Below are 15,199 nucleotides of genomic sequence, written 5' to 3'. Positions count from 1 at the left end.
TCATAAACTAAATCCTAACGAAATTCTGTGTATTGTTCCTAAACGATCAAAATTAGTAAAGCCATAATCAGCTTTAAGTGTTTTCCCTGAAAATGGAACTTTAATTCCTGCTCCAAAACTCGGAAGAATTCTCTCTTCATTTCCGAATTCATATCCGGCTCTGAAAAAGAACTGATCCATAAAACTATATTCGCCACCAATATTCAGCTCTTCCGAATTATCACTTGGGTTATTGACCTGAGCCGTTACTACAAGCTTATTCTGCTCAGTTTCGTACAGGTCGTAAGCAGCAGCAATAATAAAACGTGTTGGCAATGAAAGTTCAGTTTCAGGTTCCTGTGTAGTTTCTCCATCAGGTGATGAGTTTGTTACTTCCCCATCAGGTGATGCTTCAAAACCGAAGTTGTTTACGCTCACACCAAACCTTAATCCTGTATCACCAACGTCGTATGAAAAACCGAAATCTATGGCTCCAGTTTGATACGTTACATCATAGAAATTCAGATAATAGTATCTAAGGGATATTCCATAACTAAAAAGATCTGTGATCTTGTGAGAACCTGTTAATCCGGCAGAAAGATGATGAGTTCTGAAAGTACGCCCATCGCCAAACGGTTGTGTTTCAGTTGTTACCTTCTGATCTCCTGATGTGAAATATTGAACCGAACCACCAATAGCGAAATCGTTGTATTTATGAATATAGCTGAAGTACTGTTGACTCGTTTCAACTAAGTAAGAGGTGTGGGAAAGGTTTGCAAACGAAGTACCTATTTTTGAAGCCATTGCCGGGTTCCAGTATAAACTGGATCCATCTGTAGCATCAGCCATGTTGGAATTCCCCATTCCTGCACTTCTTGCATCCACTGTGATTTTGGTAAACTGAAAGCCTTCAGTTCCCGATCGATCATCACCATAAGATGTTTGACCAAATGTTTGCGCACCAGGATATAAGATCAGTCCGGCTATAAAAAACGAAATAAGTTTAGAGTAATTTTTCATCAAAAGTTGATTGAAAGGCCAAAGACAATATGTCTTTGTTGTAAAAAGTTTGCGGGGTTTTCGTAGTTAGGTAATCCGTTGTCTGTTGGATCTAAATATCTTGGATCACGAACACCATTAGGCACATCGTATGATCTGTCATCTCTTAGTGCTACTAATTCGGACTGGTTACTTGGGTAGTTCTTATAACCTTCACCGGTTACCGGATTTATAACAACTGCGCTTTTATTATTCAAGAAGTTTGAAATCTCAAGGAAGGTTGAAATCCGGGTTTCTCCTATTGTAAACCATTTCTGTAGATTGAAATCCATGTAAAACCAAGCCGGACCAACTTCACTGTATCTTTGTGCAGGGTCGTTAACCTGCTCATAAATTGGTCTCCAGTTTTCTTCTCCGGTTATAGGATTTCTTTCTGTACCAACTCTTTCATAAGGAGTATACCGCGCTCCACTTCTCCATACCGCAGAAAGAAATATCTGAAAATTATTTAACACAGGGCTGTCTAATATCCCTTTTTCTCTGGCATGAGTAAAAGTAACATTTCCTTTTACATCAAAAGGTCTGTCCCAGGCAAGAGGGGTTTCAATGTTATTTCCAACGTTTTGACTTCCTGAAATTCCACTCAGGTTATCATCATTAGTAGAGCTCAATCCTTCTGCTCGGCTATAGGTTACTGAAAGTTGACCTCTTAACAGATCTTGATAACGCTTCAGATAAGAGATTTCAACACCACGAGATCTTGCATAGTCACCATTTATTCTGAATGCTTTGGTAACTGGTCTGCCGTCAACATCATTTACCCGGATACTTTGTGAAGTAACAAAATCATATTTATCTCTCCAGAATGCAGAAATATTCAATGCATCATTTGATGTGATCTGATTTCTGAGACCGATCTCATACGAGATATCAACTTCTCTGTTAAGATTCGGGTTTCCTAAACTTGGGAGATCAGACTGATCCTGAAAGAATGGATCTAAACCTGCATATACAAAACTCGGGTGAGGGATTCTTGCTGAATGCCCATAGTTAAAGAACAATACCTGATTCTCTCTTACAGGGAAAGACACATTAATTTTAGGCAAGAAAATAAATTTATATCTCAGGCCAAGTATTTCTTTACTGTCTTTCTGATACTCTTCTGCAACAAATGTTGGGATCGTTGAAAATACATCCGGATCAAGCGCTTCTTCCACTCGTTCATCCACATATCTTCCCGGAGCCCAATATTCGAATCTACCACCAATATTTGCAATCAATCCGTTGTAACGAATCTTATCTGTAATAAACAAGGCTCCTCGTTTTGGCTTTACTCTCCAGGCATCAAAATTTTCTCCAACTCTGAAAGTTTCTGAAACCGTATTTTCATCAATTCTGATTGGAGCTCCGATCCAAGGACGGGTAATGTCAATCCACTGATAATCATTGAACTTTGACTCAATTCCTATCACCAACTGATTTTCTTGTCCACCAAATAACTTAGTGTAACTTGATCTGACTGTAATTTCTTCAGCAAAATGGTCGTGCCACAGCGTCGCAATTCCACCGTTATTAAAATATCCGGGGCCAGCTAAGATATAAGTAAAGTCACCTGTTCCTTCAAATTCATCTCCCGGAAAAGTCACAATACTTTCAGGATCAAATTCACCATCTACAATATCAGGTCTCCAATTTCTCCCATTAGCATCTGCACGCAATTGAGTAAATAATCTACTTACCTGAACTTCATAAAAAGAAGAAGTCGAAAGTGTTTGAGTCCACTTTAAATACGAAAGGTTTGAATCGTGAGTATATGTATTGGCATTGTCCAAAAACCCATTCGAAAATGCAAACTGGAAACCGGGCTGAACCTGAGTATCCGCACCTGTGATCTGAAGCATCCTGGTGTTTTGATTGATCGTGAGGGATCGCTGATAAGCAGCCTGCAACCTCACTCCGGGTTTTATATTGTAGGTAAGTTTCATCATACCATTCCAACGATTTCCCTGACGAGGCGACCAAAAATCAGAACCTACAATAGAAGACTGGATCTGATCAGCTGATAATTTAGTATATCCATCTTCTAAAGCAACTTGAGCTGTAGCATAAAAAGTGATTTTTCCGGGCAGATCAAGTCCCAGCTTTGGTAATATTTTCTCCGCAAGAATTCCGGGTCCACCAATGCTTAATTCGTAAACATCCTGAAAATAATTAGCTTGATGGTCCATTACGTTGGAACCGAAATTATCTCTTTTATGTGAAAAGCTTCCTTCGTAATTATCTCCACCGTTTCTGGTTTTTACAGAAACTACACCTGAAGTAACATCTCCATATTCAGCTCCAACACCTCCGGTTATTACTTCAATATTGCTGAAAGAATTTGCTCCAAGATCCAGACCAAAACCAGTTCCCGCTAAAGGATCTTGTGCCGAAACTCCGTCAACTACATAGCCGGTTTCATAAGCACGACCACCTTTAATGTATAAACCCGTTGGATCTTTAATTACACCGGACTGTAGCGAAACCGCGTCCTCTACTTTTCTAACCGGAGCTGCTTCAATATCTTTTCTTGAGATAGTTGAAGAAGTAGTCGATTTTTCTACATCAAAAATAGGGCGTTCTCCGATTACAACTATTTCTTCTCCTGAAGTCAAAACTTTAGGCTTTAGCTTGTAATTAAGCTCTGTAAATTCTCCGGCTTCAACTTTGATTGCCGTTAAAAGTACTGTTTCGAACCCGATGTACGTGATTCTTACTGAATATTCACCCGGACGAATGTTATCAATTTCATAATCTCCATCAATACCGGTAGCTGTACCAAAGCTAGTTCCAGTAATAAGTACCGTTGCACCAATTAAGGTTTCTCCCGTCTCAGCGTCAGTAATTATTCCTTTAATTCCACCTGTTTGCGCAAATGCTGATGTACTAACTGCAAACACAAATAAGGCTGTACATAAACTGTATAAATTTTTCATAATTCTATTGTTTAAAGCCTAAACGATCTATTACTACTTCTTGTATCATATTACTAATGTTGTTATTGCCATCCAGATTTGACAAGTCAAGACTAAAGTAAATAAGGTTGCCTTCTGCGTTTTCAATAGTAACAAACTGATAATCATTATAAGGACGAACACCACCTGTAGCTGTTCTTCTTACAAAATTAGCCTGATATAAACTTGTACTGCCATTTACTCCCTTGATCGGAAACACCCCACTTAAAGCAAATGAACCTGATTCCACCCTTAGAGTATTTGATATTGACACATTGGTTGGAGTCACCAAGGAATCTTCTAATATCAGAAATTGCCCTGTTTGAATTGAATCCACTGGTAAGAAATTAAAAACAGGATCTTCTCTATCTAAATTCTTCATCGGAATATTTACAAACGAAGTACCTCCGTTATCAAAAAATTCATCTAATATTTCCTGAGCGTATGTAATATTTCTATCCAAGTCATTTGAGATCCAGTATACATGATCCCATTTAGAAAGTGTCTTTATTAAAGTTGGATCAATTACTGTCGGAAATGCACTAGAAAGGGCTACCTTATCTTGTGAAACTTCTCCATCATTAATAATCCATATATCCGGTGAAATTCCGTTTTGCTGTAATAAGTCTAAATGAAATTGTTGTTTGTCTGATGAGCTTGGACCTGAGAAATCATTTAAGAACAATGTATTGGATGTTTGCTCTTTTATATACCATGATAAAGAATCTATTTCACTAGCCGAACCCGCTGCATCTACCGCTCTTACATAAAATGTATTTCGAGCTCCAACATTAACCGGAATGGTTAAATTTTCTCCATTTGCCTGAAGAGTTGAATAGCTTCTTCCCAAAAAGACTTGTGCATCGGTGGTTCCTGAAGTTGTATTATCTACTTCAAGAGAGATAAACAGTTGACCATCATCATCTTCTGTAAAAGGGATTTCAGTCCAACCATTAATAGTATCGTTAATAGCAATTTCTGTACTTGCAAGATTTAATATTCCATCAGGGTCGCTGAAATTCCACCCAAAACTTGAAACCGAAAATAATGTATCAGGTGGTGATTGATTAGTATTGATAGATACCTGAGGTGTAGAATTCACTATTGGATAAACCAATGATGCTCCTACCGGATCTGCCAGTCCTTTATCGTCAACAGCTCTTACCTTAAATAAAACATCATCCGTTTGTTGACCGGGGGTAATAGGGAGAATGAAAATACTATCTGTCTTAGTGGTAAAAGTGAAATTACTTTCTGAAGTATCATTGATAGCATATTCAAAACCTGCAACAAATCCGTCGGGATCATTACCGAACCAAGAAATTTGAATTTGGCTGGACAAACGAAAATCACTTCCGCGATTTATCCTTTCTACAGTCAAATTTGTTGATGGTGGTTGGTTTTCTGCAAGTTCTCCGCTTATAGTGTCATCACAACCATTAAAATAAACGGAAGTTAAAAATAAAGAGAGAAGTAAAAGTACGTGTGTTTTCAAGAGATAAATTATTAAAAAAGAAAGGAGCTACCTAGAATAAGGTAGCTCCATTTCAAAATATACTTATTTGATCAATAGCATTTTCTTAGTGCTAGTGAATGAACCTGCTTGAATTCTGTAAATATACATTCCACTTGATAGGTTACTTGCATCAAATGGTACGATATGGAATCCGGAAGTCATTTTTTCGTTGATCAGTGTGTTTACTTTTTGCCCCAGCATGTTATAAATAGTAAGAGTCACATCTGCCGTTTTAGGAAGTGCGAATTTAATATTTGTTGTTGGGTTAAAAGGGTTAGGATAGTTTTGCTCTAAAGCAAAAGTGTTAGGCGTTCCTTCTTCAAAATCGTTTGAAGTAAGCAATCCTCTTTCCAAAGTAACAACTCTGAACATTGCTGAAAAGTCTGCAAAGAAATCAGTTCTTACTTGCAGTGTATCTGAACCATCAGATACTACTACAGTCCATAAGAAATCAGCTGACTGTCCAACATCTAGTCCCTGAGCAACGAGTGCTGCATCGACTGCTTCAAAAGTTGGAGATGAAGCATTCACAGTACCATCAGAATTCGATTCAAGATCTAAAAGAACTGAGGTAGTGTCGTTGCTATAAAGTCTCCACCCATAAGTTACATCGTCTCCATCATAATCTGTCGTTGAGTTCCATGTAAACTCAATGGTCTCCGTATCTACTACAACACTTGCACTATCAGCCGGCCCGGTTAAGGAGAAGTCTAATAATGGTTTAAATGAGTTATTGTCTTCAGTAACTAGATCAGCGGCAGTTCTAGGGTGGAATTTAGGAGCTCCGAAAGAAGCTGCAACTACAGCATAAGCATCCATAGTTTTGCCTTCTCTTACTGACTCATTATAATCTCCTCTTGCCTGAGTGTTACCTACAGCAGTTGATCTGATATCTTCATTAAAGATGGCGCCATTTGAAGAATCAGCATCAGTGTTCTGCATAGTATACTCACCAAAAGAACCTCTTGCTGTAAGCTGAACATCTTCAAACTTAACAACCATACCTTCATAGTTCTCAAGTTCACCGCCATTTTGCAGAGCCTGAACTGTATCAGAACTTATCACAGGTATTACCTGTTCCGTATCATTACCTGAAGAATTAACTGTAAATTCAAGATTTACAAGCTGAGTTAGAGTTAAAGAGTTACTTGCAACCGCAGCTTCAGCTACTTGAGCAGATGTTACAGTAATAGAGTCTCCTTTAACTAATGCTTGTGTTGCAGAAGTTCTTTCTAAGAAAATTCCGCTCCATGCTGCAGCAGCTTCCTGAAGAATAATAACTCCATCAGAATTGTCAGAAACAATAATTCCTGAGATATCAACCGGAAGTTGTCCTGCTCCTTCAAGTGGACTTGCACCTGCTTTTCCATCAGCCGTAGTTTGAATTACAGCAATAGAATTGATAGGCTCATCCTGTACAAAGAAACCATAGTTTCCGGAAATAGGATCTCTACCGGTTAAACCTTCGCTGTCAGTAGCTTCAAAATAAAATGAAACCGGTGTAAAGTTATCGAAAGCAGGCAATGTAAACTCATAAGTACTACCCACTGAATTTGTCATTGCAGCAGTAATTGTAGTGTCTCCATTGGAGTACACAACATTTGCACCTGTAACAGTAGCAGCACCATCAGCAGTAATATCAACACTCACAGTAACAGCATCTGAAGAGGTTACAGTAGAGTCAGATAGTGCAGCATTACTGAAACTTGGAGGAAGACCCACAACTTCAACATCACTTGGCCAATTTAGAGTTTCACCATTACAAAGTTCTCCATCCACACATCTCAACGGCTCTCCTGAATTGTCATCGGTTGTCCAAAGAACACCATCTTCAAACGGACTCATGCTCCATGAAATTTGGTTTGCTGCAACCGTTCCATCAGGATCATCACCTTGCAGATTTAAGAATCCACTTACGTTTACAACCGCTCCTGCTGCAGGTGGTTCAAAGTTTCCATCAGATCCATCTTCAAGACCCGGTAATCTTCTATAGTTCCAATCCGGTAAATATCCTAGGCCTCTGTCATTTCTGAAACGAAGAGAGATATCATACATGTAAATTCTTGAACCATTTTGATTTAATGCCCAGTCCACTCTGCTTCCCAGCGAAATATTACTTACGGTTGCACCGGTAATTTTTGCATAAGCATTGTTATACTTTTGATAGCTTTCAATATCCATCTGAAAAGTGCCATCGCCATTTGCAGTAACAAGCTCATCTACAGTTACTTCCCAAGGATCCAGCAATTCTGCGTATTCCGGAAAGTTGATAGATGTAGTTCCCTGGAGAGAAGCTTCATCAGCAGTCATTTGAACCGTTGAGTTAAAAAATGTCATTCGACCTACAAAAGTAACTACATCGCCTCTCTGGAAACCTTCCAGTATTTCATAATCACTCTCTACAATTTGAATCGACATTCCTGCTCTACCTTGGGTAACAGCAGCAGTATCAGTAATGAAAACATGTATTCTTCCAATGTCATCGATTACACCGTCACTATTGGTATCATTAGGTGTTGCATTACCTGACGTTTTCGGGTTTGAAACGATTACACCGGTATAAGTTACCGTAACCCCATTTAAAGGGTGCGCTTGCAGAGCATTTTGCGAATACTCAGTAAGTCCATCGTACGTATTTAATTCTTTCACAGAAACTGTGTCCTGAGCTTGCACAAACATCGGCAAAGCTACTAACATAGCAACTGCAAAAAATTGTATCAGTTTTTTCATAGTAATAAGTATTATTTGATTATTGTAAGTTTTCCTTTTTCTATTTCTCCAGTAGTTAAATCTTTAACGGTAAATAGATATAAACCCGTTGTTAAGATTTGGTTTGCTTCACTTTGCAGATCCCATGCATGCTCACCACCGGGAAGCACTCTTGGGTCGTCACTAAAATCATCAAACCAGGAAACATCTCCATTGTATGTTTCAGAATCGTGATCTAATTCTGCAACTATATCTCCTGCTATGGTATAAATTCTTATTTCTGCTTTTGATGGAAGATTATAAAAGTAAAGTTTTCGGTCTCCTTCATTTGGTCCGTCCCATGCTGCATTTACCTTGTAAGGATTTGGATAAACCCCTACTTCAAACCCATCATCACCAAAGTTTTCGTTTACAGGCGTTCCGGGAAATACACGAACCGCATTCGAATTTGTACTGGTTTCTAAACTTTCAACTCCAAACTCAGAATCTCCTCTGTCAAAAGCGGTTACTGATACCTGATATTGCCAACCACTTAATAAGTTAGTCAGGTCGTAGCGATAGTAATATTCAACTGTATCTCCCTCAAAAGTAACCGGCTCATCTAGTTCAACCTCATTAAAGCCCACATCAAAACCAATGTTGTTGTTTGGCTTGTCAAATTCTCTGATCAATCGAGCGTTTGGATTTATGTCCTGCCCCAGATCTGAACTATAAACACGATACCCCTCAAAATCCATTTCTCCTGATACTCTATCCACAGACTCTTCAGCCGTTTTATCCCAATAAATAGAAACTTTACCCGCCTCTAATACAATTTTTGTTTTTGGGTTATCAGGTGGAGTTGGAAACAGATATCGAGTTAATTCACCATTTCCATCTGTATCTTCACCGGGATCAAGAACTCCATTCTTGTTTTTATCTTCGCCTCTGAATACACTATTGGCTGAGTTTATAGTGCTCACCATCTCTACTCTGGAATCTTCATTATCAACAGACTTGCCCGCTTGCCCCTGAAATTGATCCGGCTTTAAAGCAGCGCTAAAAACGAAATATACTGTAATTGTTTCCCCCGGCTCAACCTGAGGAAAAGGTCCCATGGAAATAAATGAAATATAATTTCCATTACCGCTTTGACCATCTGTTCTCAACGCATTCTCATTATCTTCATATGGAAATTGCTGAGCCATTCTATCATAACGGTCATTGTCGTTTGAAGGCGCTGTGAAAGCTCCGGCTCCGGCACTAAACAACCAATAACTTGGTCCCAGATCAGGAACATTAAACCCGGTTTCCGTAAACTTGCCATCCAGCGTGTCAGGATTATCAGGATGGAAAAAAGAATCTCTGTACTCCGCCCCAACTATAGAAACAGCCCCATATGTGTTAATGCTGGGGTCGTCCGGTGAACCTGCATCAAATGCATACATGGTATTCAGTGAATCCATAAAACCAACACCGTTCTTATTGAAAAAGGCTCCTCCGGTTTCAGTAGTACTGTTTACATTTCGCACTACCAGGTCAGCATACATTCCAACATAAACACTATCCCAAGTCTCGGGAAGTGCATGGATATCACTGTTATTTGTAATATCATATTTAAGAATGGAAAAATTTTCAGTAAAAGGAAAACCCCAGTTGTAGCTCTCTAATTTCACATCTGTAAACAACGGGTTATCATGTCCGGTTATCTCGGTTCCATTCACGCTTCTTCTTCGATCTGTAAAACTTGCCAAAATATCACGCTCACTTACTGCCGATACAGAAAAGAATTCGTTATCAGGATCCGAACTCCTACGGGTAATAACCGATTCAGAGGTAAATTCAAAACCACTTGCGCCTCTGGAGTATCCTGCAGGATTCGTCACAGAAGATGAAGATAACCTGATTTGCCCTCCAACGTCAGCACCTATCCAGATTCCGGCCTCGAACAAATGTTCAGTTCCCGTAGATCTTGGAAAGCGCATACTTGATCCACTTTCAGGGTTATTTCGGACATCAGGTTTACCTAATGTTCCAAAGTTTGTAATTGATAAACCTATAATTCCGGCGTCCGTCTCGGCTCTTTCAAATGGAACTTGTGCGGTTACACACAATGGAATCAGGAATACTAACAGGAGTAGGATTAACTTCTTCAAATAAGGATAAATTGCTAACGATTATAATGAGCACAATTATAAGAAAATTCTAACTTAAACGAAGTTAGAATTGAAGGTTTTACAGTTTGATAACACGTTATTAAACTTGTTTAGAGTAAAAATCTGCCATAACCTTTTGACTCACTCCTAAATAGTAAAAAATTACGATAATTGTAAATATCAGCTGAAGTTTTAAAATCCCTACTTTCATATACTTGCGGGAAGAAGTAATAATTGAGTTATTCATAATCTTAAATTTCCCTTCTTTTTTCAAGTCAACTACAATCTGCTGATCTTCCATCACTTTCAATCTTTGATCAAAACCATCCACCTTATCAAACGCTTTTCTGGTTACAAAAAGACTTTGGTCTCCGAACCTGAACAGATCATAATCAAACTTAGTAAACCAGGCATACAGCTTTAACAATGGAAGTTCCGGTTCAAAAGCCAGACGATAACAACCTGCTATATAATCTTCGTCAATGCTTTTCAAAATATCCTTGATAAAGTTTTTCGGAGGCAGTGAATCTGCATGTAAAAAGTATAATATATCGCCGGTGCTTTTTTCCGCACCATAATTCATTTGTGACGCTCTTCCTTTTATTGGTGATGTGTATATTTTTATACCAAATTCCTTACAGATTTCTACAGTCTTATCGGTGCTTCCCCCATCTATAAAAATCAATTCAGCTCTTTCACCAGAAGTGTGTTTCTGCAGGTATGAAATAAATGTTTTTAAACCTGCTTCTTCATTATAAACCGGAACTATAATGCTGACCATTCTAATCAAGATTAGCTAAATACTCATTCCAATCATGTTCGTTGTCAATATCATTCAGCACCTGCAGTTTAGCCAGTTTGATTTCATTCTCTTGAGCTCTTAATTCTGTTTGCTCCATAACTCTTTCTGTACTCCAGTCAATACCTTCCAAAACTTCAGGCTTGTACGAACTCATTCCGATTAAATAATATCCTCCATCTTCTGATGGCCCAAAAACAACATCATTCTCATCCAGCTTGGCAAAAGCTTCTTCTATAATTTTACTTGTTAAAGTTGGGCAATCACTACCGATCAACACCATTTTATTGCGGCCATTTTTAAAAGAATCCTCAAATGCATTTTTCATTTTTTCTCCAAGATCACCATCAATCTGGATCTTTTTAGAAAACAGCTCCTCCTCCCAAATATCATCTTTACCAATATCCCATGCATACCAAACTTCTTTATTCGCATCAACCTTTAAAACCTCTCTTTTTGTGATCTCCAGCAATCTCAAATATACTTCCAGTGCTTCTTGGTCCCCAATTGTTTTGGCCAAACGTGTTTTCACTTTTCCCGGAACTGCATTTTTTACAAATACGACGATTTTCTTGTTTTTCACGAGTATTAGTTGTTGTTAATATTTGGAACTAAAATCTTAAATATATCCTTTAACTCTTTGAATACGAACTAACTAACCAAAAAATGAAAACAATCAAAAAATCGTTTCTTCTAATTTTCACCTTAGTCTTTATAGGCCTTTTAACCGTCGATTCTACTGCTCAAAATACCAATGCGGGGAAAACCGGACTAGGTGTAATGATCGGTGAACCAACCGGAATTACGCTTAAATCATGGACCAGTCAAAATACAGCATTTGATGTTGGTTTGGCTTGGTCACTATCTGGGAATGATGATATTTACGTGCACGCTGATCATCAATGGCATAAGCCTCTTGAAGTTGAAAAAGGTAGTTTGGCATTCTTTTATGGTATCGGTGCTCGAGCGATATTTTCAAACGATACTTTTTTTGGAGCACGTATCCCACTCGGTTTGTCATATTTAGCACCTGAAGCTCCCTTAGAATTCTATTTGGAAGTTGCTCCGGTAATTAATTTGATTCCGGATACAGATGGCGATGCTGATGGTGGAATTGGTATCAGATACTACTTCTAAGAATCATCATTTAATGATATTTAGTTGGGCAGGTATAATTCCTGTCCTTCTTGTATCACCGTTGCTTCTACATATGAAGTACCTTTGATACTCGCAATTTTAGAATTTATCCTGTCCAGAGTATCATCGCTATGATCCGGGTCATGGTGAGATAAACACAACCTTTTTATCCCGAGATCTTTCGTCAATTCAATCACTGTTTCCCAGTTCGAATGTCCCCAACCTAATCTTTCCAAATGTTGTTCTTTGGTAAATTGAGCATCGTGAATTAAAACATTAGCTCCTTTTACGAAAGCCCGGAACTCATCTACAAACGCTTTGTTATCAGAATCTATATTAACAGGAAGCTCGTTATCAGGAGCGAAAACGATTACGGACTCTCCAATGGTAAATTTAAAAATTGCTGTTGGCACAGTATGATTTGCCCACATAAACTCAACGGTATAATTAGTGAAGTTCAGTTTCTCTTTTTCAAATGTGATGCAATCAAGTTCTGACTCGAGCATATCAATAGAAACGGGAAAAAAGGTGTTCGACAGATGTCCTTGAAGAATTTCTTTACATCCTATCCCATCCTGAGGAGGCATGTACACTTCAAAACGGTTTCTGGGATCGTAGAATGGCTTGAAAAAAGGAAATCCCTGCAAATGATCCCAATGAGGATGAGTAATAAATACACGTCCCATCAAGCTATTTCCGTTAGAGTCTAATTCATTACCAAGGTTTCTAAAACCTGTACCACAATCGGCGATAAGCAACTCGTCCATTCCAGGAATTGATATCTGAATACAAGAGGTGTTACCACCATACCTCATATTTTCAGGGTTAGCGCATGGCGTTGAACCTCTTACTCCCCAAAGTTTTATTTTGATGTTGCTTTCCAAATATCAACGTATTGTTAAATGTAATAATAAGTAAATCTAACTATCACTACCAAATAAATCCTGCCTATTCTTCTTCATCGTCTGAACTCATAAGATCTCTTAGAGTTCTATTTATTTCAGATATCCTTTGTTTCTTAGTGTCCAACTTTTCTCCAACTTTATCGATCTTTTCCTGTAACTCATCTCTGAGTTTATTCCCTTTATTTGTTGGTTTAAAGTATGTTTTAGCTTCCTCGTACTGAATACTTTCTGATTCTAGTTTCGAAACTTCCTTCTGGACAGCACTTTTTTCTTTGCGAAGCTTTATTACCTGTTTACGATCGGCAGGCTCCACTCCTTCTGAGGCCAACTCTCTTTCCATTCCCAAATCAGAACCACTGGATCTGAATCGTTCATAGATCACATCGCAAGCTTCCCTGTATTGTTTCCATATCTTATTCTTGGATTTAATAGGGACATAACCGGCATTTTTAAAATCTTCCTGCAGTTTCTTAGCTTCTTCAACGGCTTTTACCGGATCTTCATGAGACCCTAGTTCATTTAGCTTGCTTAGAATTTCTTTCTTCTTTTCAAGGTTCTCCTTCTCTTCTCCACGTCGATCTTTAAAGTGATCTCTGCGTCGCTCATAGAACACATCCATTGCAGCCTTGAATTTCTTCCAGATCTTGGAAGATTTCTTTCGTTGAACCGGACCTATCTTCTTCCACTGATCCATCAGGCTTTGCATTTTCTGATGACCTTTATCAAAATCTTCAGTGTCCTGAATCTCCTCAGCTTGTTCTATTAACTGGAGCTTCTTGTCGTAGTTTTTTTCTTCCTGCTCTCTGAGAACATCAATGTTTTCAGATTTCTTTTCATTGAAAGCGTCGGTTGCAGCTTTAAACTTATCCCATAATTCATTTTCATCTTTTTGAGGAAGATTACCGGCTTTTTTCCACGCATTATGAAGTTTATTAACCTTACGCGCCGCTTTTGCAATATTTTCGTTGTCAACCAGAGCCTCTGCTTCGGCAATCAGTTTTTTCTTCTTTTTTAAAGACTTCTCGATCTTTTCCCGGTAGGCTTTATCATTCTTAAAACGAAGTTGATTGAAGGCGTCTTCAGCAGCATTGAATCGGTCCCAGACCATTTGATTCTTTTCATTGGGTACTCTGCCGATTTTCCTCCATTGACTGTGAAGATCGTCGAATTCTTTTGTTAAAGCCTTAAAATCAGCTTTGGAATCATCACTACGCTTATTCAAAGCTTCCATTTTATCCAGTAAAAGAAGCTTCAATGTCAGGTTATCTTCTTCTTTCTCAAGTTTCTTTACCAGACGATCTACTTTGTGGCTATCAAATTCTTTCATGAACGAATCGAATCTTTCATTCAAAGCATCAATTTCATCTCTTGGGATTTGAGTAATTCTGTCCCAACTATTTTTTATCTGAGAAACTTCTTTTGTGGCTGTCCACTTTTCTTCATTAACTATATCAGCAAACTGCTTTAAAAGCTCTTTCTTTTTCTTCAGATTTTCTTCTCTCTTCCGGTTCAGCTCTTCATAATGAGCTTTTTTCCGTTCTTCAAAATCTGATCTTAGCTCTTCAAATTCTTTCAGCAGGGCTTTTGATTCATCATCAGGTTCCGGGCCTTCACCAATATGCAAAGAGAGGTTTGAGAATTCATTTGAGATCAATCCCCAATCTTTAGTTTCCAGAACTTCCTTGATCTTACTTAAGATCTTCGTGTAATATTCCTTAGAATTATCATCGGCATCAGAATCAGGAGATTCTGTTTCTTCATCTTTTTCAGAAGCAACCTCATTCTCACTTTCTGCAACTTCTTCTACTTCATCCTTTTCTTCTGATGAAGGTTCTGCCTCTACTGCGGCTTTCTCATCTTGTTCTGAAGAAACCGGTTCCTCAATCTTTTCTTCCTCTTTTGCTTCAGGAGCTTCTGCTTTCTCCTCAGCTAAATTCTCTTCGTTTGTTACTTCAGGATTCTCTGGTGAATCTTTTGTGTCTTTGTCTGTATTTTTATCTTGCTCCAGGTTCATAATAGCAACCTTC

General features: G+C 38.4%; 10 protein-coding genes. 1 reads left to right on the top strand and 9 read right to left on the bottom strand.

What is annotated here, in order from left to right; translation table 11 throughout:
• From A8B79_RS04510 to A8B79_RS04480, 7 genes are all read right to left on the bottom strand, one after another.
• On the bottom strand, positions 1–999 hold the full coding sequence (locus tag A8B79_RS04510) for a PorV/PorQ family protein (RefSeq protein WP_066218572.1): 999 nt from the start codon (positions 997–999) through the stop codon (positions 1–3).
• Entirely contained in the window at positions 999–3,953 is a 2,955-nt protein-coding gene (locus tag A8B79_RS04505) for a TonB-dependent receptor (protein WP_066218566.1), read from the bottom strand. Before A8B79_RS04505 ends, A8B79_RS04510 begins: the two co-directional genes overlap by 1 nt.
• A gap of 4 nt (positions 3,954–3,957) precedes the next feature.
• On the bottom strand, positions 3,958–5,466 hold the full coding sequence (locus tag A8B79_RS04500) for a hypothetical protein (RefSeq protein WP_066218564.1): 1,509 nt from the start codon (positions 5,464–5,466) through the stop codon (positions 3,958–3,960).
• A 63-nt stretch (positions 5,467–5,529) separates the two neighbouring features.
• Positions 5,530–8,217, bottom strand: coding sequence for a T9SS type A sorting domain-containing protein (locus A8B79_RS16275; RefSeq protein ID WP_066218560.1), 2,688 nt, complete (start codon positions 8,215–8,217; stop codon positions 5,530–5,532).
• An 11-nt stretch (positions 8,218–8,228) separates the two neighbouring features.
• Positions 8,229–10,331: a hypothetical protein gene (locus A8B79_RS04490; protein ID WP_153038347.1), complete on the bottom strand. Its 2,103-nt coding sequence runs from the start codon at positions 10,329–10,331 to the stop codon at positions 8,229–8,231.
• Between the two features lie 100 nt (positions 10,332–10,431).
• Entirely contained in the window at positions 10,432–11,112 is a 681-nt protein-coding gene (locus A8B79_RS04485) for a TIGR04283 family arsenosugar biosynthesis glycosyltransferase (RefSeq protein WP_066218552.1), read from the bottom strand.
• A gap of 1 nt (position 11,113) precedes the next feature.
• On the bottom strand, positions 11,114–11,713 hold the full coding sequence (locus A8B79_RS04480; RefSeq protein WP_066218549.1) for a TIGR04282 family arsenosugar biosynthesis glycosyltransferase: 600 nt from the start codon (positions 11,711–11,713) through the stop codon (positions 11,114–11,116).
• Between the two features lie 83 nt (positions 11,714–11,796).
• On the opposite strand from A8B79_RS04480, the gene A8B79_RS04475 reads away from it, so the two are divergent.
• Positions 11,797–12,267, top strand: a complete 471-nt coding sequence (locus A8B79_RS04475) for a hypothetical protein (RefSeq protein ID WP_235603572.1) — start codon at positions 11,797–11,799, stop codon at positions 12,265–12,267.
• Between the two features lie 20 nt (positions 12,268–12,287).
• Here A8B79_RS04475 and A8B79_RS04470 read toward each other — a convergent pair whose 3' ends face one another.
• Both A8B79_RS04470 and A8B79_RS04465 read right to left on the bottom strand, forming a co-directional pair.
• Positions 12,288–13,151 carry an MBL fold metallo-hydrolase gene (locus A8B79_RS04470; RefSeq protein WP_235603569.1) on the bottom strand — a complete coding sequence of 288 codons (864 nt, stop codon included), beginning with the start codon at positions 13,149–13,151 and terminating at the stop codon, positions 12,288–12,290.
• A 64-nt stretch (positions 13,152–13,215) separates the two neighbouring features.
• Positions 13,216–15,186: a DUF349 domain-containing protein gene (locus A8B79_RS04465; RefSeq protein ID WP_235603567.1), complete on the bottom strand. Its 1,971-nt coding sequence runs from the start codon at positions 15,184–15,186 to the stop codon at positions 13,216–13,218.
• Between the last annotated feature and the right edge of the window lie 13 nt (positions 15,187–15,199).

Origin of the sequence: Balneola sp. EhC07, from assembly GCF_001650905.1 — a bacterium.
GTDB lineage: Bacteria > Bacteroidota > Rhodothermia > Balneolales > Balneolaceae > Balneola.
The sequence above is the reverse complement of the archived record's forward strand: the minus strand, read 5'-3'. Positions and strand labels throughout refer to the sequence as shown.